Consider the following 26,578-nt stretch of genomic DNA (forward strand, 5'->3'; position numbering starts at 1 on the left):
TCACCACCATTTCCCAAAGGCAATTCCAATCGCGAGACCCAAGAAAGCCCCGACGATGATTTCGCTCGGTTCATGACCTAAGATCTCCTTAAGGCGCTCACCTTCCTCTTGAACGGTTGCAGCCGACTCCCCACGTTGAGAAAATTCCATTGCAATTCGATTGAGAAGCACTGCGTGCTCGCCAGCATGTCGACGAATGCCACCGGCGTCGTACAACACGATGGCGGCAAAGACAACCGCAGTCGCGAAGACCGGGGATGAGGGACCCACGACAAACCACAAAGCGCTCGCCAACGCGACAACGCCGGCAGCATGTGAACTTGGCATGCCGCCCGCGTCCAGTAGCTTATGTATATCCCAGGCGCGCGTCGTAAGATAATGAATGGGAACTTTCAATATCTGTGTAAAGACGATGGCACAGATAGCCGCCATCAGCGCAGTATTGGCCCACAGCCCCAATAGGAAGTGCGGAACGTCTGACATCAACAGCGGCCCTCCTTGATAGGCAGGGCGCCGAAAAACGGCGCCCGCTTGTACCCACCATCACTTTACCATTCTTGAATTTCCTTGACCACACTTTTATCGAGTGCCTTGACCAGGGCCGTGATCAATTGGATAGCCTGGAAGTAGTCATCCTCGTGCACGATGGCGTTGTGGCTGTGAATGTACCGCGTCGCAAAGCCGATGTTGACACTTGGGACGCCAATGCCGTGCAAGTGGAACGCCCCCGCGTCTGTTCCACCTCCACTCATGCTCTCCACTTGCACCGGGATCTTCTCCGTCGCCGCCGTATCGAGCACAAAATCGCGGAATCGGTTGTTTGGAATCATCGAACCGTCGTAGATCATCAACAAGGGACCCTTGCCCGCATCGGCCAATTGCCCCCGCTGGTCACCATCAATGCCGGGTGTATCGCCAGCGATACCAACATCCACCGAGATTGCAATATCTGGATTGACCAGGTGCGCCAACGTGCGAGCCCCGCGCAGACCCACTTCTTCCTGTACAGTTGCACCCGCATACAGCGTATTCGGATGAGATTGGCCCTGCAGTTCTTTCAGAACGCCAATCGCCGTCGCGCAGCCCAATCGATTGTCAAGAGCCTTCGACATATACATCTTAGGATTGCCCATTTGCGTAAACGGCGAATAAGGCACAATCGCGTCACCCGGACGCACGCCCAATTCTTCTGCGTGCTCTTTGCTCGTCGCACCGATGTCGATAAAAACATCCTTGAGTTCGACGACCTTCTTGCGTTCTTCGGCAGGCAGGATGTGTGGAGGCTTCGAACCCGTCACACCCAGCAAATTGCCTTTGCGCGTTTGGACAATCACGCGCTGGGACAACACGACCTGCGACCACCAGCCTCCGATGGTCTGGAACTTCAAAAAGCCTTCCGGCGTGATGTGCGTTACCATGAATCCGATTTCGTCCAGGTGCCCGGCAACCAGAACTTTCGGGCCTGTAGCATCACCCGTTTTGACGCCCACGATCCCGCCAGAGCGATCACGAAGGACTTGTTCCGACAAGGGTGCCAAGTGTTGTTCGAACAACTTACGCACACCCGACTCGTACCCGGAGATGCCATACGCATCACACAGTTCACGCAAAACGTCGATATGTGTCGCCATGTATGTATGCCTCCTTCTCGATGCCTAAGACATCACGTATATGTTACCACAGTCCACATCTGCGATCCGCCATCCCGATTGGCACCCATGTGCTTCGCGGAATACGCTGAAGCGATACGCAATCTATGTTCAAAGGAGAATGCAGGATGGTGCATCTTCAGCCCGTGTGGATCGGCGAATATCCGTTTACGGCGACACACGTCGCCCTGCCAAAGACAAACTTGCTTGTAATCAGTAACTCGATTGGATACGCGATGTGTGGAGCATTGGATATCGCGCTTTTGCGCACACAACTTGCAAGCCGCGGTATCGTCGCCGTGCGCGCAACTGGCGTAAAGACCATATCCGAGTTGTTGGACGGCACCGTAGAAAGCTGTACGCAAGAGGCGGAAACACTTGGCATCGTCTGCGGAATGCCAATTCGCGAAGCTTTGCGGCTGATGGGCGCCGCCGAACAACAACAGTCCACGCAGAACGGATAACCGTTCTGCGTGAAGCGACTCCGTTGTTGAGATACCTTTGAACTTTTCCCCCATTCGTTTCGTCGTTTTCTTTCGAAAGAAAAAACGTTACGATAACAGCGATGGATCCCTACTGGAGCCTCTGGTGCGGTTTGGATTCCAGCGTAGAACAGAACGGGGGATTGTGGTGTCGCATCTTCACCTCTTTATCGTGCAGCACGGTTTGCTAGCCATTTTTGTCTTGATGGCGCTCGAAAGTTGTTGCATTCCAATTCCTTCTGAGGTTGTCATGCCTCTCGCCGGCTTTTTGGCATTTCGCCATCTCATTGGCTTTTGGCCAGCGCTCATTGTTGGCACGATAGCCAACCTTGTCGGTTCCCTGATTGCTTATGCCATTGGCGACTACGGCGGGCGGCCATTTGTGCTTCGGTACGGCCGCTATATCGGTTTGAACGCCCGCCACTTGGACAAGGCCGAACACTGGTTTAACCGCTTTGGCGAAGTAACCGTCTTTTTTGGACGCATGGTGCCTGCGGTCCGGACGTTTGTCTCGCTACCAGCAGGGTTTGCACGCATGCGCATGGGGCGCTTTATTGTGTTTTCCCTAATTGGATCAGCCATTTGGAATCTTGGCATGCTCTATGCGGGATACCAACTCAACAAGAATTGGCAAGTGTTTGCCGATCACGTCAAACCGTTCACGTATGTCGGCGCCGTCATTCTTGTCATCGCCGTCATCGCCTTTTGGATGCGCCGTAAGTCGGGTCAGGGTCTCGAATAAACGATGGAACGGGCGCGGCGTCCGAGCGATCCCGCGCTCTCTTCCAGCATTTCTTTAGGTAGAAACAACCGATTCTCGCGACTGGGAACCAATGTACGGATCAATTTCGATGCCTGACTTAAGTCGACCATATCCCCATTTGCGCCGATGAGTGTGATACCTTGCCCTAAAACGTCGTATCCGGGAATGATACACTGGCGTTGCGAAACGTAATAATCAGGATGAAAACCCATTGCCTTCGCAGTAGTGCGCAAAGCCGCGAGATCGATCTGCGAGGGATCCTCCCGCACCACGGGTGCAAACAGCTTGCGATGCAAGAAACGCGCTGAGAGATCCCGTAGAATCGCATCGTCTGCCTCGGACCACAAATGGAATGCATAGACGAGCACCGCCTCGTCAAGCCGCACATAGGCCGCGACATCCGTCCCGGCAGGAGCGAGTACCCGCGCCAAGGCATCCGGCACCTCAACCCGACTTTCCTCGCTCATTAAATCCCGCACGCGCGTAAGAATTTTCTCGACCAACACATCACTGCCAACCGTTACAGGATGTAAGTAAACTTGCACGTACATGAAGTAACGCGCCAGCAAATATTGCTCGACGGTATGTAGACTGGACGATTTCACATAAATGCGCCCGTCAGTCATCGTCAGCGAGCGAATAAGCCTCGCCAATTCGAAGCGTCCGTACGAAACTCCCGTGGCTTGTGCATCACGCAACATGTAATCCATGCGGTCGACGTCGAGTTGGCTCGAGATGAGGGCCTCAATCGCTGGAAAACGCCCTTCCTTGCGAAGAATGGACACTAGATCCAGAGCAAAGTCGCTATCGACGCCATCCAGCGTCTTTCGCAGTTCGTAGTCTTCGAGAATGATACGATATGTCCATTCTTCATGGTGAATGCCGAGTACCGATTCAAACGTGTGGGAAAACGGACCATGCCCGACATCGTGCAAAAGGGCAGCGGAGAGTGCTAGGCGCTCGTCGCGGCGATCCTTTGGCCAGCCACACTCGCGTTGTAGATGATACAAGACGCGGCGCATCGTTTCGTACGCGCCAAGAGAATGAGCAAACCGAGTGTGCTCGGCCCCATGGAACGTTAGATACGACGTACCCAACTGGCGAATACGCCGCAAACGCTGGACCGCGGGAACATTCACCAAATCCCACAGCAGTGAATCGTCAAACAGGATCTCGTCATGTACCGGATCTTTCAAAACCTTCTCAAACAGCGAACTCACCTGCTTATCAAAAAGGCTGACCGAGTCGCCTTCGCGGCCCGGTCAGCCAAACGTATATTCAATCGCATGAACCCGGTTGGCCAGCGTGTGTCGCCGTTCGAAAGCTCGAGCCACATCCACACATCGAGGTCGCATTCGGGTTGTTAATCTTAAAGCCTTGACCTGTCAGGTCGTCGACATAATCCACTTCCGAGCCGTCGATCAACTCCAAGCTCTCTGGATCCACGACGACCTTGACGCCGTGTTGAGTGAAGACTTGGTCTCCCTCTTTCTGTACATCTAAAGCCATGCCGTAGCTGAAACCCGTGCAACCACCCGGCTTGGTATAGAGACGCAACGCGTCTTCGTCGGAAGCCTGCTCAGAAATGAGCGCCCGCACGCGCTCCGCCGCGCTTTCGGTCAACGTGATCACAGTGGTTCGCCTCCTCACCCTTCTATTATACGCGTATCGGCGCGAAAAGACAGGCTGAATTAGCCGAGGCTACGCACCACCTCGAGGACCGCGTCGGCGTGACCATCCACCTTGACTTTCGGAAAAATGGCCGCAATGCTGCCATCGCGATCGATTACGAAGGTAGTCCGCTCAATGCCAATCGACTTCTTACCAAACATGTTCTTCTCCTTCAAAACGCCATACTTCTCACAAATTTGGCTGTCCGTATCGGCAAGTAGCGGAAAGTTTAACTGAAATTTGTCACGAAATTTGCCGTGCGACTTCACATCGTCGCGGGACACGCCATAAATGGCTGCGCCAAGATCGGCAAACTGTGACTGTAAGTCGCGAAAAGCACATGCTTCGACAGTACATCCGGGCGTATCGTCCTTCGGATAGAAGTACAGCACCACAACTTGTCCACGCAGATCGCCCAGTGTTATTTGTTCGCCATTGTCTGCGACGGCTTGAAAATCCGGCGCCTGTTCGCCCACCTGCAGTGCCATCTGTTGTCCTCCTCTTGTCCCGCACTGGAAATCCTTTACGAATCCTGTTTGACTACTTTGATCATGCGAATTTCCGGGTCATCCGGTCCCTGTACAGGCAACCCGGCGCGCAGATTCGCTTCGATATAGTCGATGTTGTCCTGCGTGATGATCTCGCCCGGTAGCAAGATAGGAATTCCTGGCGGATACACCATGACCATCTCCGCCATGGTGCGGCCGACAGACTCCTGCAAAGGAACCATTTCCGTGGGCGCGTAAAAAGCCGACCGCGGTGTCATCCGAAGTTCGGGCATCGACGGCAACGTAACCGGGGCATGCTCCTTCATCTCACGCGGACGGAAGCGCCCCGCAATCTCCCGCAACGCCGTCACCAGTGCGGCTACATCGTCCTCGCTGTCGCCCCACGAAACAATGCAAAGAATGTTATATAAATCGCTGAGCTCGACCTCTATATTGTAGTCTTCGCGCAGGATGCGCTCCACATCGTAGCCCGTCAGGCCCAGGTCTTTCACGGAAATCGTCAACTTCGTCGGATCGAGCGCATACGTGGCGCTTCCACCAAGCTGCCGCTTGTCCATGCACGTAAGCCCTGGGATTTGTTCGATCTCCGCCCGCGCCCGGTTGGCCAAGGCAATGGCATAACCGATACGATCTCGCCCGAACATCGCCAATTCCTTGCGCGCAACGTCAAGAGATGCCAATAGCAGGTACGAAGTTGACGTCGTCGTGAGCATACTGAGGACCACCTGCACGTGCCGCGGATCGATCATCCCTTCGCGCACGTTCAACACACTCGAGCCTGTCATCGAGCCGCCCAGTTTGTGCACGCTCGTCGCCGCCATGTCCGCGCCAGCCTCCATCGCGGAAAGCGGCAATTCCGGATGAAACCCGGTGTGCACGCCATGCGCTTCGTCGACCAAAACGGGTACGCCCACACTGTGCGCAATCTCGACGATGCGAGCGAGATCGGCCGCAATGCCAAAGTAGGTAGGATTGATGACAACCAACGCCCGTGCGTCCGGATGGCGATGCAGGGCATCCGCGACCGTTTCCACGGATAATCCGTGCGAGATACCAAATTCCCGATCCACCTCTGGGTGCAGGAAGATGGGGTGCGCATCAGCGAGAATGATGGCGGTGAGTACGGACTTGTGCACATTGCGCGGCACCAAGATCTTCTCGCCAGGCCCAACCGTTGCCAGCACCATCGTCATGATGGCCGTCGATGTCCCTTGCACGGAAAAATAGGTGTAGTCCGCCCCAAACGCCTCCGCAGCAAGTTCCTGTGCATGTTTGATGGCGCCTGTGGGGTGATGCAAATCGTCAAGTGGCGCAATATTAATTAAATCCAGGGAAAGTGCATTGTCCCCAACAAACGATCGAAACCGATTGTCCATACCCCTTCCCCGCTTGTGCCCCGGGATGTGAAACTGCACCGGCTGGCGCGCCGCATGGCGAAGCAGGGCGTCAAAAAGCGGCGTTTCATTCTGGTTCAACGGCTAGGTATCCTCCTTCTCTCGGGTCGGTTATGTCCCGCTTTCAGCGCGCGCAAACGCGCTACGAAACCCTTCTGCAGCATGCTCCCACAGGTCAGCGCGCGTCTGGCGTAAAAATGATGCAAATGCCTCGATTTCGGCATCCGTGAGCTGGCTGAGATCAACGGTGCCACGCACCGCCTTGTCCATGCTATTAACCTGTTCCGCGAGTTTCTTGTATCCCAATTTCGCGTCGGCGTCAATCCAAAGTTCAAATGGCATGGCACCTGAATATCCCATACCGTCCGCAAAGCGCTTTAAGGTGACCCACAAGCCGATGACTCGGCGCGGATTCGGCACTTCTGTAAGCGACTTGACAAACTGAATGCCTAATTCAATTCTGCTTTTCGCATGAATTGCACCATTGTCCACAAATACCTCATCGCCGTCCATCAGGACAGCGGAAATACCTTTCATTTGATCATCCGTCTGATGTTTTGACGTGCCTGTAAGACCTAGTTTTTGCATCCTGTTGCCCTCCCGTCCTCGAACGTACTGCCTTCCTATTCTACCCTTCACCTGCTCCTCTGTCACACGTATATCGATGCATGGCATGTGCCGCGATGGGCAAAGTAAAGGCAAATGACCATTGAATGAGGGGAACAGCCATGAAGACATTACGCCGTCGAACAAAAGTCGCGGCCATCGGCTTCATGCTCGCGATGCCTGGCGTGATCGCGGCACCCAATGTGGAAGCCGCTCAGACGATTTACAACACGAGCATGCCTTCCGTCATGCGCGTGGCGATTCGGGAAAACAACGCGAGCGGCGAACCAGATCCGCGTGGCCGCATTATCTACGTCCAAGCCGTCCCGTTTGTGACGTACTGCGAAGATGTATTGCCCAACGAGTGGTTCCCAAGTTGGCGTCCTGAAGCATTAAAAGCGGGTGCAATGGCAGTCAAAATGTTTGCATGGTACCACCATCTGCATCCTGTGACGATAGACGGTTTCACGTTTGACGTCGATAACACGACAAATTTCCAACATTTTCAGGACCTGTCGTCGCAGCCAACCACAAATGCGGCATTTGCGGCTATTCAAAACGTGGCGTATACGCGACCCAATGGAGAAATCATCGAACTCAATTATTCAGCCGGTTATCAGAACGATCCAAATTGGCAATACCGCAACGCACAGAAAATGGCACAATGGGGAACCGAGTACTGGGCCGAACGAGGACAAAATTACGTACAGATTTTGCAGTTCTATTACCAGAATCGGGCACTGATGAAGCTTCAATCGTAGTACCTAGAGCCACCATTGGCTCTTGAAGAATACGACTCTAAACTATCGAGGAGATCCTGCTATGAAGCGTTTTCCATCCGCTCGCTCTGTTCTGCTCGCATGTGCTGCTGCTGGCGTGATCGCGATGGCGATCCCGGTGGACGACAGTTCGTCGAGTAACCATCATGCACAAAGCCTGCGCGGTGCTGTGGCCACGATGGGGCAAATTCAAGATACTGTCGCCAACAACAACGCGACAGGCAACCGCACGCCTGTAGCCCCTGCAAAACCGAGGCCGAATCAGGCAGTTCCGACACCTCCGCGCACGAATCCGGTGCAGCCTGGCACCAACAACAGCGCCAAGCCACCAGGCACTTCGACGCCACAACAGTCCAATCCGTCAGGAACGGCAACTCCGGCGCCAGGAAACCAGCCGCCTGCTGCCGGTCAAGCCACGCCCGCCGGCCCCGAATCGTGGGGATACACGCGCAAAACGAGCAAATTGCGCATTCATGTGATCGACGGGCGCACGAAACAACCACTCGAAGGTGCGGAAGTGGTCGTCATCGAGACCGAGCAGCGGTTTCGCACCGACAAAAACGGCGACACGCCATGGTTTGATGCACCCATTTTCCGCAATCCCAAGTACCGGCCAATGGTCGCCGAGCTGCATGGGCAACTGGGCGTCATTGCGTATAAGAACGGCTATCGCGACTCGATCCACCTAGGTATCCGGATGCACGAGAACATTCGTCAGGAAGCGACGGTGTGGATGTACAAGATCGGGCCGGGCGACAGGCGGATCGAGCCCGTACTCTACCAGGAGCCGTATCACCATCTTTGGCTGATTCAACTCGCGGATAAGTTTAGGCAACAATCCCAAATTGGCGAAGGCCCGGAACGCCCCTGACGGGGTTCGGGCCTTTTCGCTGTATGATGCGTGGATACTAAGATGGCCGGGCGAACATGGCCATTCTCCGAGCCGCTTCTGCCAGGCGATCCGGCGGAGCCAGCAAGCCGACGCGCACATATCCCTCACCGTGATCGCCAAATCCTGCTCCAGGTGCGACGGCTACATGCGCCTGAGATAACAGGGCCTCGGAGAACGCAACGGAATTCATGCCATTTGGAATCGGCACCCAACAAAAGAATGAGCCATCTGGCCGTGGCACATAGAGGCCGTGCTCATGCGCACTCTGCACGAACGCGTCACGGCGCACTTGATACGCATTCACCAACTCGTCGATGCAATCAGTCGGCCCAGTCAATGCTTCTGCCGCAGCCTCCTGCACCGCCGCAAAAATCGACACGTAGTAGTGATCTTGAATGAGATTGATATGTTCGATCACGTCCCGATTTCCCACGGCAAACGCCACGCGCCAACCGGCCATGTTGAACGTTTTGCTAAGCGTGTAAATTTCAATACCGACTTCCTTCGCCCCTGGCTGCGCCATGAAAGACGGCGGCCGCTTGCCGTCATAGCCGATGGCACCATAGGCAAAGTCATGCACCACAAGCGTTCTATGCTCGCTCGCCTTAGCGATGACATGTTGAAAAAATTCAGGTGTCGCGCCGGCTCCCGTCGGATTGTTCGGGTAGTTGAGATACCAAAGCCGCGTACGATCCCAGACTTGTTCAGGAACAGCGTCTAAATCCGGCAAAAAGGAACGTTCAGCAAGCAGCGGCATGGGATAAGGCACGCCGCCAGCAAGCGCAATGCCACTAAGATAATCCGGATATCCTGGATCCGGAACGAGCGCAACATCCCCAGGATTCAGATATAATTCGGCCAATTCGACGAGTCCCGTTTTGCCACCGACAATCACGGCCACTTCCGTCTCCGGATCTACCGCCACCCCATACGTGCGCTGATAAAACGCGGCAACAGCTTCCTTGAGTTTCGGTAAGCCGCGAAAGGGTGGGTATTTGTGCGTCACCGGATCGAGCACAGCACGGCGAAGAGCTTCGACAATGTGTGGTGGCGTCGGCAGGTCAGGATTTCCCTGACCAAGATTGATGACATCGTGCCCGGCGGCCTGAACGGCCGCAACCTGGCGCGTGAGTCCTGAAAAAAACTGCGATGGTAGACGCGAGATGCGATCCGCTACGACAAACTTCACAACGAGCGCCCCTTGTGTTCAATGGTTTGAAAACGAATCTTGCGACGGCGCAAACCGACGCTGAGAATGAGCCCTACCGCAAGATAGTCGATGGCAAGCGATGTGCCACCGTAACTGATAAATGGCAATGTGATACCCGTCGACGGACTCAGATACATGTCCGCTCCAATGTTTTCAAATACCTGAAACGAAAACATGCCCACCACACCAATGGCCATGTACATGCCAAACGGATCCATCGTCGTTTGGGCAATGCGGATCAAACGATAGCAAAGCAAAAGAAAGAGCAACACCAAAATCGCCGAACCAACGAAGCCGAATTCCTCTCCAATCGCCGAGAAGATATAGTCGGTCCACTGATTTGGCACCCAGCCGCCGCTCGTCAGGACACCTTTCCCGTAGCCTTCGCCAAACAATTGTCCACTGCCAATCGCTGTTTGCGTCATATGAATGTTGTATCCATACTGGTCTTGGCTAAAGCTCGGGTTGAGCCACGTCAGAATGCGGTACGACTGGTAGGCTTTTAAAAGGTGATGTTTGATGAGCACATTTTGAATGAGCCCCAGCGTCTGCTGCGTATAGATGGTCGTCGCCAAAATACAGGCGCCGACGATGACCACGACAAAGCCCATAATCATCAGAAATTGCGCACGCCGTGCAAACACCGTGTACATAGTTAACACGATGGCGATCATCACCAGTGCTTGTCCAAGCGCTGGCTCTTTGTACGTCAATGCGAATGGCACTAAAAAAATCGGAAGAATGATCCATTGCTTACGCAAGCGATAATCGGGAACTTCCGACTCTTCCACATTCGCCATATAGCTCGCCAGCCAGATGATTAAAGCCAACTTTGCCAACTCGGACGGCTGAATGGACAGCGAGTGCAACCGAATCCACGAGTGCGCACCCTGTACGGCTGGAAACGCGAAAACGGCTACCAAGAGCACCATCGAAATGCCATATACCCACCAGTGCACGCGCCGAAGCAGCCGATAATCGAACAACATCCCGCCGATAAGGGCAATCATCCCAACAATCTCCCACATGATCTGCTTGCTCATCACGTGACTCGGGATGAGCGGGTTGTGGTTGCCCCTAGTCGTCGCGTTGATCGCCATACAGGCGTACACGGCGAGCAGAATCAACACACCGATCACGGAGAGGTCGATGTACTTCATATTTCTTCGTAACGATTCCACGCGCCGTCCTCCTCCCGTCAAAATCAAACATCCCCATCATGGCACGATTACGCCCCGCTTTCCAGCAGGACGCTCTGCAAAGTCTGCGGCGAATTTGTGACAATGCCATCGACGCCAAGATCGATCAAGCGGCGCATTTCATCGGGATCGTCGATCGTCCACACATGCACCTCGACGCCAGCGGCGTGGGCGCGATCGACAAATGTTTGATCTACCACGGTTATCCCGTACCGCTCTCGGGGCACCTGCAAAGCCACATACGGTAGTCTGTGCTTTGTACGTCTAATGCCCATGCGGGAAGCGAGTAGAAAAGAAGCCACTTCGCGCACGGATGCGCTTGTCCGTAGCCTAGGGCAGCGCGATCGCGCCTCCAAAAGCGTCGCGTGGTGAAACGAAGCCAAGATAATCCGCTCAAGCGCCCCAACCGCGTCGACCACTCGCAAAAACTCGCTGATGCGTGCATCCCGCGGTTTGATGTCGACGTTGATTGTACAATTCGGGAAGCCCTTCAACAATTCCAGAAATGTTGGTATCCGAACGCCTTGGCCGCGAAATGGAAAGGTCTTACCTCCATCGGGTGAAAATCGATAGCCAAAATCGAGCCGCAACAATTCTGCATAGGTCATATCGGCGATCCGACCTTGACCGTTGCTAACTGTATCCACGACTTCATCGTGGGAAACGACGAGCACGCCATCGCGCGTCCAGTGAACGTCCGTTTCTAAGACATCTGCACCCATATCAAGCGCTAACCGAAAAGCATCCAGGGTATTGGCCGGCCTGTGTAGACTCGCGCCCCGATGCGCAATGACCTTACATCGAACATTGTGCCCATTCTCCCACCGCTGCGCCAACCGATCAGACGTCCGCATGGCATCACCCCGCAGCAAGCCAAATGTTCCCGAAAAACGGACAATCTGTGCATTCGCCGGGTCATTCGGGATACGCGCCCCATACCCTAGGCAGTGACAAAGGAGGCGTTCACCTATGCTTACGCACCACGACATTCGCAAATACATTGGTCAGCACGTCCATTGCCACACGCCGTTCGGGACGTTTCAGGGCATAGTCGTCCATTTGAGCAAGCACCACCTGATTCTCGGCAGTGTCCGCACGCCCACCTCGCTCGTCGCCTACGAGCAATCCGAGCCGTTCCGCCAAATGCCGATGGGGCCAGGCGGCCCGGGTAGCGGTTGGCATTTTGCGATCCCGCTCGCCGCCATCCTCGGCATCACGGCGATCGGCATGCACTGGTGGTAACCGCCGAACCAGTTAAGCTTTTCGTTTGTCATACTGCATTTTGGATGCAGGGATATGGCAACCCACGTCGAATTGAAAGACGAGTTGTCTTCAGTTACGGAGTGGGGTGCGAACGTGCGGACCGAACGACATCAGCCTGACTATATCCTCATGATTACGGTCCTCATGCTGACCGGCATCGGCGTAGTGACCATTTATTCAGCCAGCATGGTGTATGACTTGCACCTCGGCCTAAGTCCCGGTCACTTCGCCGTCCGCCAGTTAGTAGCTGCTTGCCTCGGACTCGTGGCATTTGCCGCGTGTACCTATATCCCGTATCACTTCTGGTACCGACATGCGGCCAAATGTTTACTCGCCAGTATTGCCTTGCTTTTGCTTGTGATGGTTCCTGGAATTGGCCACCGCAGTTTAGGAGCCTCCCGCTGGATTGGCACAAGCAGCTTTCACTTGCAGCCGTCGGAACTCGCCGTCATCGCCATCGTGTTGTACCTGTCTTTTTTACTGACAAAAAAACTGCCGGTTCTTCACGACAATAAACGCGCGCTACGTCCAGCACTCGTGATTACGTTTCTGCTCACCCTTCTTGTTTTTGCAGAACCCGATATGGGTACAGCCATGACGCTTTTTCTGAGCGCCACGGTTTTGTTGTTCGCATCCGGTTTGCGCATTAAACCGCTTGCGATTACGTTGTTCATCAGCTTTGGTCTGGGTCTACTTGGCGTACATATGGCCTCGTATCGCTCCAGTCGCTTAACGGCGTTTTTACATCCGTTTCAACATGCACAGACCTCCGGCTACCAACTGGTCCAAGGACTAACCGCCATTGCAAACGGCGGGTGGACAGGCCGCGGCTTCGCGTCGAGCATTGCTTCGACAGGATATCTGCCAGAATCGTACACCGACTTCATTTTCGCGGTGTTCACGGAAGAGTGGGGATGGCTTGGCGACATCGGCCTGCTCGCTATTTTTGCCGTGCTCATCTGGCGCGGGTTCCACATTGCCCGCTACGCGCGTGATCGTTTCGGCTCGTTACTCGCCATCGGCCTGACGAGCACTATCATCGTTCAGGCTGCCATCAACTTGGGAGCTGTGACATGGATGTTGCCAGTCACAGGCATTCCATTGCCATTTATCAGTTACGGTGGTACAGATGTGGCCATCAATTTACTCGCCGCAGGTATTTTGATGAGTGTATCGCGCGAAACAGGGCTTGTCATGCCCGAGGAGGACACGATTGCGGATATCATCTCGGTCGAAGAATTTCGTGCAGAGCGTTCGCAGTCGGATCCTTCCGATGCCAAGTTTCCACCTCTGCAACGTCCAGCTCCAGTCGCGCGATTAACGTCCCGCCGCGGCCGCAAGCCAAGCGCACAAAGCCGCCAGCAAGACGTGGGAGCCCCGACGCGACCGCAACGGAACTTATCGTTGTCGTGGCGTGCCCAACAGGAGTTGACAACGAATCGACGTGGGCGGCAAAGCGGTCGCGATGTACAATCGACTCAGAGCAAGCGACACCGTGATAAGCGATAGGAGGCTCAAACGATGAAGACATCCTTCCCTGCCCCACAGCAAATGGCCCCAGATGTTTGGCTCATCGACCTTTTGGAACAAGGCCGACCTTTTCGAACCGGAGCGTATGTCATCTGCGACACATACCCGATTCTGATTGAAACCGGTGCCGCCAACTCCCACGCGGCCCTGCTTGCGGGTCTTAACGCCATCGGACTTCGTCCAACCGATCTCGCCTATGTCGCTGTTACTCATGTGCATCTCGATCACGCTGGAGGCGCCGGGCAATTCATGGCCAAGGCGCCACAAGCCAAATTGCTCGTACATCCGCGTGGTGCTCGCCACATGGCCGATCCCAGCCGCCTATTTCAGGGTGCGTCAGACGTTTATGGTAAGCGCATTCTTGATCTGTTTGGCCCCGTCCAGCCGGTCGCCGCAGAGCAAATTCAGATCCAGGAACATGAATCCGTCATTTCAACCGGTAAACATGAACTCACGTTCTTCGATACGCCGGGTCATGCAAGCCACCATTTCTCCATTGTCGACCCAAGTTCCGACATCATCATCGCCGGCGATGCGGCAGGCCTACGCTTCCGCAAGGAGTTTACCGGCTTTTCGTTCGACTTTGTGATGCCGTCCACATCCCCAGTCGATTTCGACCCGGATGCGGTCTCACGCACCATGGCCCTTTTCCGGCAACGGCCGGAAAGCACCATTTTGCACACCCATTTTGGTGCAACGCCCAAGGCCGAAGCCTTGGACGAAACGGAACGGCTATGTAGGGCTTTTGCGGCCATCATCAATCGGCGCTACGACGAGGACGAATCGATTACAGGACTTGTCGGCGAACTCAGCGATCTCATGGAGCAAAGACTCACGGAGCTTGGCCACCACGAATTTAATCTGGAAGCCATCGCAGACGACTTCGCAATTAACGCAATGGGCCTGCTCCATTACGAGCGGCGCCGCAGGCGCAAACTGAATGCCGAGGCATCAGGTCAGACGCCGGCAACCGGCGCTTCGGATGGCTCCTCACCCCATTGACCAAGCGGAAAGCGCTCGCGCACGGGATATACCAACCGCCCATCCTCGCGCAACGACTCGAAGAGGCACAGTTCTGTCACGACAGTCGATAGGCGGGTGGGCGGCGGTAGTCTCTTTACGTCCACCCACTTAGCCAACTTGCGCGCCAGCGTGATATGTGGTCGAAATCGCTTCTCATCTAGATCCAATCGAACCCGTTCGGTCACCGCTTGCCGAACCAACTCGCCAAGTCGCATCAACTCGTCCCAATCCGATGCCTGACGGTCGAGTCCCAACCAAAAAATTCGATTTCCTGAGAATTCGCCGTAGTTTCCCGTAGTAATGCGGAGCGGCTTCAATTGGGAGGCCGCGGCGTGACCAGCCTCGGTTAACGATGCGCGATCGGATTCGTCAACCATGCCGAGGAACAAAACGGTGATATGGACCAGGTCTGGATTCGACCATGCAGCCGTGCGAACGTAAGACTCGCGCAGGAGGTCCACTTGCGTACGCAAACTTCTTTTCCATTCCACGGGTAACTCAAGTCCAAAAAACAGGCGGGCACTCACTCAATCGCCTCCTCCCATGGCGATTCGCCGATAAGCTCCTTCATGGTAACCGACGTATACCTCGCCGTCTGGCGTTTCAAGAATGGGCCGCTTTAATAATCTGCCGTCGCGGGTCAGCTCCATAATCCACTCGTCTTCGCTGAACTGAGCCCGTTTCAAGTCGCGTTGCCGATACACCGTGCCACGTGTGTTCACAAAATCTTCAATGGGACGGCCTGAGCATTGTAACCAGCGCCGAATCGTAGTCGCATCCGGCGGCGACGCGACGATATCATGAAACTGGACATCGGCTCCCGCTTCCGTCAACGTGCGTTTTGCTTCGCGACAAGTCGAACAACGAGCATACCCATAGAGTTGCAACAAACTCACCGACTCCTCCCGCACTTGCCCTATTTCGACTTTTTTCGAGACCAGACAAGCGTACCATGTCTCACGTATAGTATAATCCACAGTGATGTTGAGAGCGGTGCCTAGACCATCTCGGCCCGCATAAGAAAGGACGATCCGCCTCATGCTCGCCATCTGGGTAGGCAAGCTGGTCGCTTGGCTTTTGCGCCTACGTGGTCATGACGCCACCAGTTTCCCGGGAAAAATTGCGTTGCGCTTCTCCCCCAACCTATTGCGGCGTTTTGGACGCCAGTTAGAGCGAGTCATCATCGTGACCGGAACAAACGGGAAGACGACAACCACATCGCTACTGGCTTCCATGATCAGCCAAAAAGAAAATATCATCACCAATCACAAGGGAGCCAACCTCATCCAGGGCATTGTGAGCGCGTGTTTACGCGAATCGTCGTGGACAGGGCGTATACGCGCCAAAACAGCCGTTCTGGAAGTGGACGAAGCCACATTTCCGTTGATCGCGGATAGCTTGCCAGTCGTCGTGATCGTCGTCACCAACGTGTTCCGTGACCAACTCGATCGGTACGGTGAACTTGATACGACTGTTGAAAAACTGTTTTCCGCCATTCGCAAGACTCAAGCATGCCTCGTTCTCAACGGAGATGATCCGCTTTGTCGTCACCTTGGCCTGCGTGCCAGCCGCAAAACGTTTTATTATGGCATGGATCGCGCAACTGCGAAGGTATCGGCGCGTAAGCAGATGCGCGATGGTCAATTTTGCTTGCAGTGCGGGCATGAGCTGAGCTATGAAGGATTCTGGTATGGCCAACTCGGTCTGTACCGGTGTCCTGCCTGCGATTTTGTTCGACCACATCCTGAGTTTTTGGGGACGTACCGAGGACATACCCTGACACTTGCGGAAGATCTTGTGCCTGAACTCGAACTGACGTTACCTGTTCAAGGTCTGTACAATGCATATAACGTGCTTGCCGCGGTAAGCGCGGCCCGCGTTCTTGGACTTTGGGCCGATCCGATTCATGCGGGTCTTGCATCGTACTCGCCTCCAGCCGGACGCATGCAGTCATTTGACGTAGGTGTGCCTGTCACACTGAACTTGATCAAGAACCCAACAGGTTGTGACAGCGTGATCGAAACCGTGACGAGCGATCCGCGGCGCAAATGGGTCGTCATCGGCATTAACGATCTCGCCGCTGATGGGCGCGATGTTTCGTGGCTGTGGGACGCTGACTTTGAACAACTGGCAGAAGATGAGCACGTGGAGCGAATTATTACAAGCGGTCTGCGAGCACACGACATGGCGCTGCGTTTGAAATATGCGGGTATTGACACAAATAAAATTGGCGTGATTGAGCAGATGGACGATGCCATGGATAAAGCCGTTTCGGAGGCAACTGCGGCACAGTCGGCTGTCTATGTCCTATCGACGTATACGTTATTGCACCCGGCGGTGCACACGTTAAGTGAGAAGGTGAGAAACGATGAGTCACAGACCCTTGCGTATAGGACATCTGTTTCCTGATTTGTTGAATTTATATGCGGATCGGGGTAATATCCTCACGCTCACACAGCGATTGCAGTGGCGTGGCTACGACGTGATCGTCGATGAAATCACGCATGCGGACACACCTCGCTTCGGGGCATATGATCTCGTTTTGCTCGGGGGCGGATCGGATAGGGAACAGATGCTGGTTGCGGGCTACTTGGCAAACCATCGCACAGAGTTGCGCCATGCTGTCGAGGATGGCCTTCCTTTACTCGCCATCTGTGGGGGATATCAATTGCTCGGTGCCTACTACCAGGTACCCAGTGGTGAAAAGATACCTGGGCTTGAATTGATTGATATGGTGACCAATTACAGCGCGGGCCAGCCCCGCTTAATCGGCAATGTCGCAATCCTCACGGAGGAAGCCGGCGTCGTGATGGGGTTTGAAAATCACGGTGGCCGAACCATTCACCAAGGTACCCCCCTTGGCTCGGTTATTCACGGCCACGGCAACGACGGCGTGAGTGGCCTCGAGGGAATCCGTTACCGTAACATATGGGGTACGTATATTCATGGTCCATTGCTGCCCAAGAACCCGCGTCTGGCGGATGCCATTTTACGGACCATGCTCCAATATGCCGGCATTGACGATACACTCGATCCCCTCGATGACCGTATGGAGGAAGAAGCAAGGCGTTCATTTGTAAAACTTCGCATGCCGGAGGTGGAGGCCGCGTTGGGATAACGATTATGCGTGTGCGGCCTTCCCTTGTGTCGCCAAAATCTGTGCCCGCACAGCCAATTCCGCGGCCTTCAGTGCATGTTCCTGTGTCATAGCGTGCTCTGTGCGATTTAGACAATCAAGGATGAGTTCACCGAAGAACGGATAGCCTACTTTGCCGTGAGTAGCAATGTGATACTCACCGCTATGATTGACAAGATAGACGTGATCTCCCTCATGTTCACGGGCAACGTCCGTATACTTGCGCATCTCGATGTAGCCATCGGTGCCAAGGATAAACATGCGACCATCGCCCCACGTTCCTAAGCCATCAGGTGTGAACCAATCGACGCGAAAGTAGCCACACGCCCCATTATCGCCGACGACATTCACATCTCCAAAATCTTCGAAATCAGGATAATCTGTATGCGCATAATTCGCGACCCTGCTTGCGGTAATCGTCGCATCTTTCGCGCCGGTGTAATATAAAAACTGTTCTAACTGATGACTGCCAATGTCGCAAAGAATACCTCCATATAGATCGCGATGAAAGAACCATTCCGGCCTGGAAGGAGCATTTAATCGATGCGGCCCCATCCCCATCACTTGAACTACCTTGCCAATTTCACCCACCTGAATCAGCCTACCCGCATATACGGCGCTTTCCACGTGCAGGCGTTCACTGTAATACACGGCATATTTTTGTCCCGTTTGTTCAACGGCCTGGCGAACCTGTTCCAGTTGCTCAAGTGTCGTGAGCGGAGCCTTATCCACAAAATAATCTTTTTGATGTTGCATGACCTGAATGCCAAATGCCGCACGTTCCGCTGGAATGCGTGAACTTGCAATGAGCTGGATGTTCGGATCGTTTAACACCTGTTCCTCAGACGAAGCAGGACGGGAACCCGGAAACGCATCGAGAAGGCTTTTCATTTTCGCGGGATCCGGATCATACACCCATATAAGCTCTGCGCCGGCCTCGACGAGTCCTCGACACATGCCAAATATATGTCCGTGATCGAGCCCGACGGCTGCGATACGAAAGTCACCTGGTTTGCATACGGGTTGTGGACGCCCCTCTGGTGCGTAGTTACTTCCATCCGCTCGATTTGTCATTCCAAATCACCTCATGATTATACTGTCGTTATGTCGTTGCTGGTGAATCGCTCGACAGACCTGAATTTCTTGCAACATTGAGGTCATGAGTCTCCGACGGTATACCCTTCATCCACTGCAATGCATCGATATGATGAACAGCCTGGTTTCATGTGCAAAGCCGCTTTCACTCTCCCAGTTACATCCTTGTTCGGCGAAATCGTCCGAATTACCTGCCAAGTGCGGAATGTGCCCAGCAACCAGTATTTGATCGTGCTGAGCGTGCCCCGCATTCGCTCAAAACAAAAAAACACCCTGTACCTCGAACCATGGTTTACCCCAAGGCCGAAGACAGGGACGCTTTTTTCAACAAAAACTTGGTCCTACATTCAAAATCCGAAAATCGTCATGCCGCCGTCCACAAATAACGTCTGCCCCGTGACATAAGTCGATGCATCCGATGCAAAGAACACGACAGGCCCGACCAATTCGTGCAGTTCTCCGACCCTGCCTAACGGCGTTCGCGCCAAAATGTCAGCCAGGTATTCGGGCTGATCGAGCAACTTGGCGGTTAACGGCGTGCGAAAATACCAAGGACCGACGGCATTGACACGCACCTGATACTTTCCCCACTCCATCGCAAGCACTTTGGTCATTTGCTGCAGCCCCGCTTTGGCAGCCGCATAGACCACGCCCGTACGCAGAGCTACATGCCCCCCAACCGAGGAGATATTGACGATACTTCCGATGCGCCGCTCGACCATGTGTTTACCAAATGCCTGGGCAGTAAAAAATGCACCTCGTAGGTCCGTGTCAATGATGGTTTGCCACGACTCCGGTGTCACGTCAAACGCGGACTCCCGTATGTTGACACCAGCGTTGTTGATTAGCACATCCACCGCCCCATCGGCAAGAACAGCCTCCGCCATGGCCCCAATGCTATTCACATTGCGCAGATCACACGCATAGGACTCCACACGCCCATCGGAAAACCGCGCAATGACCTCCTGCACTTCCGCCAACGCTTGACGATCTCGTCCGACCAAAGCCACATCGGCGCCACAAGCCGCAAGACCGATAGCCAAGGCACGCCCGATGCCACGGCTCGCTCCTGTCACAACGACGCGCTTGCCAGCGAGTGCAAACTGTGCTGTTCCCTGCAACAAACGCCGATCCTCTTGTGATATGCCAGCAAGATGCCCGTCCATGAATGAAGCCTCCCAATCCGTCCTGCCACTTACTCCTGCGGCTTCCCGTCTTCCTGTCGTAAACGATTCTGCACAACCGCAACCGTGCAACGAGAAACACAGACAAGCCGATTCCGTTCATCGACGATCCGCACGTCCCACACCATCGATGTGGCACCACGATGCAAAGGTGTTGCAGTTGCCGTGACGGTCCCTTCACGAACGGAACGAATATGATTCGCATTGATTTCCATACCGACAGCTGCCTTGTCTGGTGAGTTGAGATTCAACGCAGCAGCAAGACTTGCAGCAGACTCTGCCAGCGCTACACTGGCACCGCCATGCAATAGGCCCATCGGCTGATGCGTGCGTGCGTCCACAGGCATCGTCATGACAACGCGATCCGGCGATGCCTCCACAACCTCCATTCCCAGATGCTCCATTAATGTGTTTGGCAATGCGTCGCGTATATCCATGCTTACACCTCATTCACTGGGATTGCATCATTTTCTTCCATACCCCACTGCGGCAACGTTTCTCCATACACGGGTTTCAAGACCAATGCGCGGCACGGTATTCCGACATTCCGCCAAGCCAAAGTCATCTCGTCTGCAACCGCTGTTGCGACTTCAGGTTTGCACCAAGCCAACAAGGTAGGGCCTGCGCCACTGAGTGTCACGGCATAAGCTCCCGCGGCAATTGCCGCCCGTTCGACTTCGTCGGCTCCCGGTACTAGGCGTTTGCGGTACGGCTCGTGAAACGTATCGACAATGCCTCCTCGCAACAAGTCGAGATCCGGTTTGGCGAGTGCAAGCATGAGCCTTGCGCACTGTGCGACATTTTCGATCGCGTCGGCACGCCGATACGCGTCGGGCAAGACGCGCCTTGCCATCTCAGTGCTCAGTGCAAAGTCGGGCGTAGCCGCGACGAAACGTAGATTGTCTGGAATCGGCACCGCCGTCGTACGTAGACCAGCGCGATCGTGGAACGCAAGCACACCACCGCCACACAGCGCCGGAGCCACGTTATCTGGGTGGCCTTCCATTTCCGTCGCCAACTCCAGAAGCCGTTCCCGCGTCAAAACGCTCTTCGGTACAAACCGAGCAAGTAATCCGTTGGCTAGGACAAGTCCACCCACGATGGCCGACGCACTTGATCCTAAGCCAGACGACACGGGAATCTGATTATCGAGATGAAGTGCAAATGACGGCAGGTCATCAAGCGCGACACCGGCAGCCGCCAGAGCGCCGCGCAAGGATCGCATCACGACGTTGTCCGCCGTTTTGGGAAGCGAATCGGCAGACTCTCCGGTCACATGGATGGCAAAGGGACGATCAAGAGTGATCGTAAACGAATTATATAGCTGTAAAGCAAGCCCAAGGCAATCAAACCCCGGACCGAGGTTTGCCGAAGTCGCGGGTACGCGCACGGATAGCGTCAGGCTCATGGATGACGAGTTCATCGTGTGCCTCCGAGAGCTGCCATGACAGACTGGAGATCTCCATCCACCACTTCTGCCGTATCACCGGCCAAGCGGATCGCGCTATCGGGATCTTTAAGACCATTTCCGGTCAGCACGCAGACGATAGTTTCTCCCGGCGTGAGGGAACCTTGCCGATGCCGCTTCATCAGTCCAGCGACACTGGCGGCCGACGCCGGCTCAGCAAAGACGCCTTCCCTTGCGATCAGGCGATACGCACTCGCGATTTCATCGTCGGTAACAAAGTCGATCGCGCCACCTGACGTGTCGGCCGCATGCACCGCCTTGTCCCAGGAGGCTGGATTGCCAATGCGAATGGCCGTCGCAAACGTCTCAGGGCTGGTAATTGGCTCGCCGCGAACAATGGCTGCCGCACCTTCCGCCTCAAAACCGAACATGCGCGGCTTCGATTGCACGTGACCAGCATGGTAATAGGCCTCAAAGCCCATCCAGTAGGCGCTGATGTTGCCCGCATTGCCAACGGGAATGTACAGCGCATCTGGAGCGCGCCCAAGCACGTCGCATATTTCAAAAGCAGCCGTTTGTTGGCCCAGCAAGCGATAGGGGTTGATGGAGTTGACAATTTCCATGCCGAGCGGTTCCGCCACCTCGCGGACGATTTCGAGAGCGCGATCAAAGTTGCCACGAATCGCCACAATCCTCGCACCATACTGCACCGCCTGCGCCAATTTGCCCAGCGCCACATAACCGTGTGGGATGAGGATGACAGCCTGCAGGCCTGCGCGAGCAGCATAGGCAGCCGCAGAAGCCGATGTATTGCCCGTGCTGGCGCAGATCACGGTCTGTTTACCGGCTTCTTTTGCCTTTGCTACAGCCATTACCATTCCTCTGTCTTTAAACGATCCGGTTGGGTTGGCCCCTTCAAATTTCAAATAGACATGGCAGTCGAGCTGCTCGCTCAATACCTCGGCGTAAATCAAGGGTGTATTGCCTTCGTGCAAAGTTAAACGCGGCGTCGACTCAGTTACAGGTAGAAACGACCGATACTGTGCCAGTAGTCCTGGCCACCCGCGATATGTTTGTCCATCCATGATCAATGTTCTCCTTTTGCAAAACAAATTCCTGTTCCAGCCATCGACGTGGTGGGTTGAGTCCTACGCACGGTTCAACCGAATTTTCATAGAAAACAGACTTCCCGTCAATTGATTGTTTGATTTTCTTGAATATCGATAGGCCGCCTTGCATAATAGGTCGTCCCATGCGGGCCATCCCATACCTGTTCGCGCGACGATGCGATGGCCAACAGCCGCCGCATGGGCTCGTCCACCGGCTCCTGCGATAGGACAAACGTGTCATGGTGAATCGGCAGCAACCGTTGCGCTTGCGTCTCGACGAACATGTCCCACGCTTGCTCCGGTGTACAATGAGCATTTTCAAACGGATACGGCGCATATGCGCCGATTGGAATGAGCGCCAATTGCGGCTCGAACTTGCGAACGCTCGTGAAGTCGGTGCGAGCCGTATCGCCAGCAAAAAATACCGACCACGCATGGCGACGAATCACGTAGCCCTGATATCCCATGTGCTGATTCCAAGGATAACGGCTTCCCCAGTGTTTCACCGCTTGTGCTTTTATCTCAAGGCCACACTCGAGCACCACCGACTCCGATGGAGCCAATTCGTGAATGCGCAACGGATGGTGGCGACGAACCAACCACGAAGTCCCCTCGGCCGTAACAACGACCGTCTTCGTCGATATAACTTTCCGCAAACTCGGGTGATCCAAATGATCCATATGCGCATGGGAGAGTAGCACCACGTCAACAGGTGTACAGGCGCTCGGTTCAAGAGCCGGATCGACATGGCGTTTCGGGCCGAAGGTCAGCCCGAGGATACGCACGCCAACTCGCCGGGAAAAGACCGGGTCGGTCAAAATGCGGATGCCGTCAATTTGCATCAACACCGTGGAATGGCCGATCCAAGTTGCGTACAGACCTTCTGCTCCCCAATGCTCCGGCTGCGGACGCCTTCCTGCCGGGCGTCTTTCTGGCTTTGGCCATGTGGACGTCGTTCGCCGATAGAGTATATAGAACACACATACTATCAACAAAATAAAACAAGCGATCCCAATGATGATCCACACGATGTCCGTTCCTCCGACCTCTTACGGCACCTGCAACCAGGCGACTTAACCCGTCGCCTGGTTGGAGAGAATGAGGCTTACGACGCGACTTTCCTCGCGCAAATGTTCGTCGAGCCGCCGGTTGGCGTCCGCCAAGGACAAACTCGTCAATGCGTCTACCGTATCTAAAAATGAAGCACCGCGCAGGCGATAGGTGAGGTACGTCTTTGCCAAGTACGCGTTTTGATCAAGACTCATAATAAATCGACCAATCGCCTTTTTGCGTGCGCGTTCAAAAGCATCCGCGTCGATGCCCCTGTTGCGGATATGAGACACGTAGCGAGCGATCCGATCTGCCAACGCATACGGATCGGGTGAATTCCCTCCCACCACTGTATAGCCGTAATGCTCGGTCAGTTCATATTCCCACGAAAATCCTTTGTCGATGAGCCCTGCATCCAGTAGCTCTGTGTAAATAGAACTCGTCTTCCCAAATAAAACATCGAGCAACACACCCGTCAACATCTCTTGATGCAGCAAATCCCGCCCGTTGGATGTTCCATGTGGCTCTTTCCAGCCGATCAGGCAACGGGGCTGCGTGACGTTTAGACGAACTTCGTGTCGAGGCGACCCTGGCTTTTCTGGCTCCGACGGATAGACTCGTTCGATGACCGGTGCCTTACCAAACGTCTTCTGCGATTGATTCTGCTCGATCCACTCCAGCATTTCCTTAGCATCGAATCCACCGACAACGACGAGAACCATGTTCGACGGATGATAAAACGTGCTATAGCAATCGAGCAAATCGGACTTTGTAATTTCGTAAATCGACTCTACACTGCCCGCAATGTCAATCCTGACGGGATGTTCCTGATACATGGCTGCCAACAATTCCATAAACGCACGCCGATCCGGGTTATCATCCCCCATACGGATTTCTTGCGCGATAATGCCTTTTTCTTTTTCGACGTTCTCGTCTGTTAGATAAATTCGCTGAACAAAATCAAGCAAGATGTTCAGATTGTCCTTGACGTCGGAGGTACAGGAGAAATAGTACGCCGTCTCGTCAAAGGTCGTAAACGCATTGACGGAGGCGCCATGCGCGGCGAACTGGGCGAAGACGTCGACATGCTCGTCCTCAAACATCTTGTGTTCCAGAAAATGAGCGATACCGTCCGGCACCCGACGCCGTTTGCCGTCTATGACAAACTCATTGTCTATAGAGCCGTATTTGGTCGCAAACATGGCAAATGTCTGGTGAAAGTTTGGTTTTGGCATGAGGCAGACCTCAAGGCCGTTGGCGAGCTTGTGTTCTGTAACCGTAAGCTTAAGGAGATCGGCCTGCTTGCTCATCATGCCTCATCCTTTCGCGTGAGGAAGTACAACGTGCTCATTGCAATAGCCTGTGCGACTTTTGTAATATCATCGCGCGTGACGCGTTCGAGATCGGTCAAAAGTTCATTGATGTCACGCTGGCGTCCACACATAATCCCTTGATGGTGCCAATTCGCAAGTGCCGCCGGTTGATCCAACAAGACGGTATGTTGATTGCGCAGACTTCGGTATGTGTATTTTAACTCCTCGTCGGCAATTTTCCCGTCGCGCAGATCGTTCAGTTGTTGTTCGATGATGGTCAAAGCCTGTTCACGCTTTTCTGGGCTAATGCCTGTCATCACCGCGAGCATTCCTGTTACCTGATCTACGTGCGACCAGACAGTGTAGGCCAGAGAATGACGCTCGCGAACATGAATGAACAGTTTGGAGTGTGCAAAACCGCCGAACACACCATTCATCATCAATAGCGCTGGATACTCTGGGTCTGCGTAACCAATACCGGTTATATATGCGAGATCGAGTTGACTTTGATGGATGTCATCATACTCGGTGACCTCGCGAACAGAACGGCTCTCCGGTCGTGGAAGCACTTCCCGTTCGATAGGCACTGCCGATCCACCTATCATTTTTTCGGTCAACCGTTGCAACAGTGCCGCTCCAACCGAGTGCAGGTCGTCGAACGGACCCACAATATAAGCGTGCGCTTCGGCATTTTGCAAGAGTTCTTCATAGGCTCCGAACAATTGACTGGCGTTTAGTTTTGGTAAATCCTCCACAAAGCCGAGGCGCGGCAGTGCCGCCGGTGTACCTTCACAGGCGATGGAAAAGCATCGCTGCAAGGCGAAGCTCATTTTTTCATCGCGCGCCGCTTCGATTCGCCGACGGTGCAAGTCGAGTTCCCGACGTACAAGAGCATCATCAAAGCAGCCATGTCCCTCAGTGTGATCAAAGAGCACATCACAAAGCAGATCGAGCGCTCGTTCTACCAAGGAGTCTTCCGCGACAAACGAAACGTCCGGAATACTTGCACTAAGCTCAAGGATATGATATCCTCCACGCTTGCCTAGCGAGGTTCGCACGCTGGCTCCGTAAAGATTATCGCATGCAGTCGTCAAGCTGCGGGTCGAAGGCAACTTATCGGTGCCATTCATCCACATATGTGGCAATAACGCATAAGGGGTCACGTGCTGTCTATCCATGCGAACATGTAGACGTATGCTTACTTCTTTGGTACGAAATCCGGCATGAGGCAGTATGTGTACGTGGCAACGCCCAGCGGATAGCGTTTGAAACGACTCCACACAATCACTCCCATCGCCCGCTCATCTTCCGTA

Annotated in this window: 29 protein-coding genes; 9 read left to right on the forward strand and 20 right to left on the reverse strand. The window is 54.4% G+C overall.

The genetic code is table 11. The features are described from left to right. Together BLU70_RS02520 and BLU70_RS02525 are read right to left on the reverse strand one after the other, a co-directional pair. Positions 1-483, reverse strand: coding sequence for a divergent PAP2 family protein (locus BLU70_RS02520; RefSeq protein WP_040289763.1), 483 nt, complete (start codon positions 481-483; stop codon positions 1-3). 65 nt (positions 484-548) lie between these two features. Then, on the reverse strand, positions 549-1,631 hold the full coding sequence (locus BLU70_RS02525; protein ID WP_006447315.1) for a M42 family metallopeptidase: 1,083 nt from the start codon (positions 1,629-1,631) through the stop codon (positions 549-551). A 146-nt stretch (positions 1,632-1,777) separates the two neighbouring features. On the opposite strand from BLU70_RS02525, the gene BLU70_RS02530 reads away from it, so the two are divergent. Beyond that, entirely contained in the window at positions 1,778-2,113 is a 336-nt protein-coding gene (locus tag BLU70_RS02530; RefSeq protein ID WP_052012339.1) for a YunC family protein, read from the forward strand. Between the two features lie 166 nt (positions 2,114-2,279). Further along, positions 2,280-2,873, forward strand: a complete 594-nt coding sequence (locus tag BLU70_RS02535) for a DedA family protein (RefSeq protein ID WP_040289764.1) — start codon at positions 2,280-2,282, stop codon at positions 2,871-2,873. Here the strand turns inward: BLU70_RS02535 and BLU70_RS02540 are convergent. The 5 genes from BLU70_RS02540 to BLU70_RS02560 form a co-directional block, all read right to left on the reverse strand. Further along, a complete protein-coding gene (locus tag BLU70_RS02540; protein ID WP_244885088.1) occupies positions 2,858-4,090 on the reverse strand; it encodes an HD domain-containing protein in 1,233 nt (410 codons plus the stop codon). The two genes, BLU70_RS02535 and BLU70_RS02540, sit on opposite strands and share 16 nt — an antisense overlap. A gap of 82 nt (positions 4,091-4,172) precedes the next feature. Further along, positions 4,173-4,526 (reverse strand): HesB/IscA family protein, encoded by a 354-nt coding sequence (locus tag BLU70_RS02545; RefSeq protein ID WP_006447319.1) that lies wholly within the window; start codon positions 4,524-4,526, stop codon positions 4,173-4,175. 59 nt (positions 4,527-4,585) lie between these two features. Then, positions 4,586-5,053, reverse strand: a complete 468-nt coding sequence (gene bcp, locus BLU70_RS02550; protein WP_006447320.1) for a thioredoxin-dependent thiol peroxidase — start codon at positions 5,051-5,053, stop codon at positions 4,586-4,588. Between the two features lie 35 nt (positions 5,054-5,088). Then, positions 5,089-6,549: an aminotransferase class I/II-fold pyridoxal phosphate-dependent enzyme gene (locus tag BLU70_RS02555; protein WP_074691693.1), complete on the reverse strand. Its 1,461-nt coding sequence runs from the start codon at positions 6,547-6,549 to the stop codon at positions 5,089-5,091. 30 nt (positions 6,550-6,579) lie between these two features. Further along, positions 6,580-7,056, reverse strand: coding sequence for a YwhD family protein (locus tag BLU70_RS02560; RefSeq protein ID WP_006447322.1), 477 nt, complete (start codon positions 7,054-7,056; stop codon positions 6,580-6,582). 140 nt (positions 7,057-7,196) lie between these two features. Here BLU70_RS02560 and BLU70_RS02565 point away from each other — a divergent pair, with 140 nt between their 5' ends. Both BLU70_RS02565 and BLU70_RS02570 read left to right on the forward strand, forming a co-directional pair. Continuing rightward, positions 7,197-7,835, forward strand: coding sequence for a SpoIID/LytB domain-containing protein (locus tag BLU70_RS02565; protein WP_006447323.1), 639 nt, complete (start codon positions 7,197-7,199; stop codon positions 7,833-7,835). 61 nt (positions 7,836-7,896) lie between these two features. Further along, positions 7,897-8,724: a hypothetical protein gene (locus tag BLU70_RS02570; protein ID WP_074691696.1), complete on the forward strand. Its 828-nt coding sequence runs from the start codon at positions 7,897-7,899 to the stop codon at positions 8,722-8,724. A 37-nt stretch (positions 8,725-8,761) separates the two neighbouring features. Here BLU70_RS02570 and BLU70_RS02575 read toward each other — a convergent pair whose 3' ends face one another. Genes BLU70_RS02575 through BLU70_RS02585 form a run of 3 tightly spaced genes read right to left on the reverse strand, consistent with a single transcriptional unit; the run spans position 8,762 to position 12,008 of the window. Next, a complete protein-coding gene (locus BLU70_RS02575) occupies positions 8,762-9,934 on the reverse strand; it encodes an aminotransferase class I/II-fold pyridoxal phosphate-dependent enzyme (RefSeq protein WP_074691699.1) in 1,173 nt (390 codons plus the stop codon). Beyond that, on the reverse strand, positions 9,931-11,136 hold the full coding sequence (locus BLU70_RS02580) for an FtsW/RodA/SpoVE family cell cycle protein (RefSeq protein WP_074691702.1): 1,206 nt from the start codon (positions 11,134-11,136) through the stop codon (positions 9,931-9,933). Before BLU70_RS02580 ends, BLU70_RS02575 begins: the two co-directional genes overlap by 4 nt. Positions 11,137-11,183: 47 nt before the next feature. After that, a complete protein-coding gene (locus BLU70_RS02585; RefSeq protein ID WP_244885089.1) occupies positions 11,184-12,008 on the reverse strand; it encodes a glycerophosphodiester phosphodiesterase family protein in 825 nt (274 codons plus the stop codon). 115 nt (positions 12,009-12,123) lie between these two features. On the opposite strand from BLU70_RS02585, the gene BLU70_RS02590 reads away from it, so the two are divergent. The 3 genes from BLU70_RS02590 to BLU70_RS02600 are packed head-to-tail and all read left to right on the forward strand — an operon-like array spanning position 12,124 to position 14,949. After that, complete coding sequence (locus tag BLU70_RS02590) at positions 12,124-12,396, forward strand: hypothetical protein (RefSeq protein ID WP_074692081.1); 273 nt, start codon at positions 12,124-12,126, stop codon at positions 12,394-12,396. 54 nt (positions 12,397-12,450) lie between these two features. Further along, positions 12,451-13,926: an FtsW/RodA/SpoVE family cell cycle protein gene (locus BLU70_RS02595; RefSeq protein WP_074691705.1), complete on the forward strand. Its 1,476-nt coding sequence runs from the start codon at positions 12,451-12,453 to the stop codon at positions 13,924-13,926. A 12-nt stretch (positions 13,927-13,938) separates the two neighbouring features. Next, complete coding sequence (locus BLU70_RS02600) at positions 13,939-14,949, forward strand: MBL fold metallo-hydrolase (protein ID WP_074691708.1); 1,011 nt, start codon at positions 13,939-13,941, stop codon at positions 14,947-14,949. Here the strand turns inward: BLU70_RS02600 and thpR are convergent. Both thpR and BLU70_RS02610 read right to left on the reverse strand, forming a co-directional pair. After that, positions 14,904-15,497: an RNA 2',3'-cyclic phosphodiesterase gene (gene thpR / locus BLU70_RS02605; protein ID WP_074691711.1), complete on the reverse strand. Its 594-nt coding sequence runs from the start codon at positions 15,495-15,497 to the stop codon at positions 14,904-14,906. The genes BLU70_RS02600 and thpR overlap by 46 nt on opposite strands. Next, positions 15,498-15,866 carry an arsenate reductase family protein gene (locus tag BLU70_RS02610; RefSeq protein WP_244885090.1) on the reverse strand — a complete coding sequence of 123 codons (369 nt, stop codon included), beginning with the start codon at positions 15,864-15,866 and terminating at the stop codon, positions 15,498-15,500. It lies immediately after the preceding gene. A 142-nt stretch (positions 15,867-16,008) separates the two neighbouring features. On the opposite strand from BLU70_RS02610, the gene BLU70_RS02615 reads away from it, so the two are divergent. Both BLU70_RS02615 and BLU70_RS02620 read left to right on the forward strand, forming a co-directional pair. Next, positions 16,009-17,379: a Mur ligase family protein gene (locus BLU70_RS02615; protein WP_074691717.1), complete on the forward strand. Its 1,371-nt coding sequence runs from the start codon at positions 16,009-16,011 to the stop codon at positions 17,377-17,379. Further along, positions 17,339-18,088, forward strand: a complete 750-nt coding sequence (locus tag BLU70_RS02620) for a type 1 glutamine amidotransferase (protein ID WP_074691720.1) — start codon at positions 17,339-17,341, stop codon at positions 18,086-18,088. Before BLU70_RS02615 ends, BLU70_RS02620 begins: the two co-directional genes overlap by 41 nt. A 3-nt stretch (positions 18,089-18,091) precedes the next feature. Here BLU70_RS02620 and BLU70_RS02625 read toward each other — a convergent pair whose 3' ends face one another. The 8 genes from BLU70_RS02625 to yfmF all read right to left on the reverse strand — a co-directional run bounded on the left by BLU70_RS02625 (position 18,092) and on the right by yfmF (position 26,545). Beyond that, positions 18,092-19,180 carry a Gfo/Idh/MocA family protein gene (locus BLU70_RS02625; protein ID WP_074691724.1) on the reverse strand — a complete coding sequence of 363 codons (1,089 nt, stop codon included), beginning with the start codon at positions 19,178-19,180 and terminating at the stop codon, positions 18,092-18,094. A 368-nt stretch (positions 19,181-19,548) separates the two neighbouring features. Beyond that, positions 19,549-20,367 carry an SDR family NAD(P)-dependent oxidoreductase gene (locus tag BLU70_RS02630; protein WP_244885091.1) on the reverse strand — a complete coding sequence of 273 codons (819 nt, stop codon included), beginning with the start codon at positions 20,365-20,367 and terminating at the stop codon, positions 19,549-19,551. A gap of 29 nt (positions 20,368-20,396) precedes the next feature. Next, positions 20,397-20,822, reverse strand: coding sequence for a hotdog fold thioesterase (locus BLU70_RS02635; protein WP_074691727.1), 426 nt, complete (start codon positions 20,820-20,822; stop codon positions 20,397-20,399). A 2-nt stretch (positions 20,823-20,824) separates the two neighbouring features. Beyond that, the gene (gene thrB / locus BLU70_RS02640) at positions 20,825-21,808 is read right to left on the reverse strand and encodes a homoserine kinase (protein ID WP_074691731.1); all 984 of its coding nucleotides are present in this window, start codon (positions 21,806-21,808) and stop codon (positions 20,825-20,827) included. Further along, on the reverse strand, positions 21,805-22,878 hold the full coding sequence (gene thrC, locus BLU70_RS02645; RefSeq protein WP_040289775.1) for a threonine synthase: 1,074 nt from the start codon (positions 22,876-22,878) through the stop codon (positions 21,805-21,807). The genes thrB and thrC overlap by 4 nt, the downstream gene beginning before the upstream one ends. Positions 22,879-22,985: 107 nt before the next feature. After that, positions 22,986-23,930 (reverse strand): MBL fold metallo-hydrolase, encoded by a 945-nt coding sequence (locus tag BLU70_RS02650; protein ID WP_083341116.1) that lies wholly within the window; start codon positions 23,928-23,930, stop codon positions 22,986-22,988. Positions 23,931-23,975: 45 nt separating this feature from the next. Then, a complete protein-coding gene (yfmH, locus tag BLU70_RS02655; protein WP_244885092.1) occupies positions 23,976-25,262 on the reverse strand; it encodes an EF-P 5-aminopentanol modification-associated protein YfmH in 1,287 nt (428 codons plus the stop codon). Next, complete coding sequence (gene yfmF / locus BLU70_RS02660) at positions 25,262-26,545, reverse strand: EF-P 5-aminopentanol modification-associated protein YfmF (RefSeq protein ID WP_074691737.1); 1,284 nt, start codon at positions 26,543-26,545, stop codon at positions 25,262-25,264. Before yfmF ends, yfmH begins: the two co-directional genes overlap by 1 nt. Positions 26,546-26,578 lie beyond the last annotated feature (33 nt).

Origin of the sequence: Alicyclobacillus hesperidum (genome assembly GCF_900107035.1) — a bacterium.
GTDB classification, from domain to species: Bacteria; Bacillota; Bacilli; order Alicyclobacillales; family Alicyclobacillaceae; genus Alicyclobacillus; species Alicyclobacillus hesperidum.

What these genes read in the sequence shown, in the direction of transcription:
- BLU70_RS02520 (WP_040289763.1), bottom strand. Translation starts at nt 483, where the DNA reads ATGTCAGACGTTCCGCACTTCCTATTGGGGCTGTGGGCCAATACTGCG.
- BLU70_RS02525 (WP_006447315.1), bottom strand. Translation starts at nt 1,631, where the DNA reads ATGGCGACACATATCGACGTTTTGCGTGAACTGTGTGATGCGTATGGC.
- BLU70_RS02530 (WP_052012339.1), top strand. Translation starts at nt 1,778, where the DNA reads ATGGTGCATCTTCAGCCCGTGTGGATCGGCGAATATCCGTTTACGGCG.
- bcp (WP_006447320.1), bottom strand. Translation starts at nt 5,053, where the DNA reads ATGGCACTGCAGGTGGGCGAACAGGCGCCGGATTTTCAAGCCGTCGCA.
- BLU70_RS02560 (WP_006447322.1), bottom strand. Translation starts at nt 7,056, where the DNA reads ATGCAAAAACTAGGTCTTACAGGCACGTCAAAACATCAGACGGATGAT.
- BLU70_RS02565 (WP_006447323.1), top strand. Translation starts at nt 7,197, where the DNA reads ATGAAGACATTACGCCGTCGAACAAAAGTCGCGGCCATCGGCTTCATG.
- BLU70_RS02570 (WP_074691696.1), top strand. Translation starts at nt 7,897, where the DNA reads ATGAAGCGTTTTCCATCCGCTCGCTCTGTTCTGCTCGCATGTGCTGCT.
- BLU70_RS02585 (WP_244885089.1), bottom strand. Translation starts at nt 12,008, where the DNA reads ATGCGGACGTCTGATCGGTTGGCGCAGCGGTGGGAGAATGGGCACAAT.
- BLU70_RS02590 (WP_074692081.1), top strand. Translation starts at nt 12,124, where the DNA reads ATGCTTACGCACCACGACATTCGCAAATACATTGGTCAGCACGTCCAT.
- BLU70_RS02595 (WP_074691705.1), top strand. Translation starts at nt 12,451, where the DNA reads ATGGCAACCCACGTCGAATTGAAAGACGAGTTGTCTTCAGTTACGGAG.
- BLU70_RS02600 (WP_074691708.1), top strand. Translation starts at nt 13,939, where the DNA reads ATGAAGACATCCTTCCCTGCCCCACAGCAAATGGCCCCAGATGTTTGG.
- BLU70_RS02615 (WP_074691717.1), top strand. Translation starts at nt 16,009, where the DNA reads ATGCTCGCCATCTGGGTAGGCAAGCTGGTCGCTTGGCTTTTGCGCCTA.
- BLU70_RS02620 (WP_074691720.1), top strand. Translation starts at nt 17,339, where the DNA reads ATGAGTCACAGACCCTTGCGTATAGGACATCTGTTTCCTGATTTGTTG.
- BLU70_RS02625 (WP_074691724.1), bottom strand. Translation starts at nt 19,180, where the DNA reads ATGACAAATCGAGCGGATGGAAGTAACTACGCACCAGAGGGGCGTCCA.
- BLU70_RS02630 (WP_244885091.1), bottom strand. Translation starts at nt 20,367, where the DNA reads ATGGACGGGCATCTTGCTGGCATATCACAAGAGGATCGGCGTTTGTTG.
- BLU70_RS02635 (WP_074691727.1), bottom strand. Translation starts at nt 20,822, where the DNA reads ATGGATATACGCGACGCATTGCCAAACACATTAATGGAGCATCTGGGA.
- thrB (WP_074691731.1), bottom strand. Translation starts at nt 21,808, where the DNA reads ATGAACTCGTCATCCATGAGCCTGACGCTATCCGTGCGCGTACCCGCG.
- thrC (WP_040289775.1), bottom strand. Translation starts at nt 22,878, where the DNA reads ATGGATGGACAAACATATCGCGGGTGGCCAGGACTACTGGCACAGTAT.
- yfmH (WP_244885092.1), bottom strand. Translation starts at nt 25,262, where the DNA reads ATGAGCAAGCAGGCCGATCTCCTTAAGCTTACGGTTACAGAACACAAG.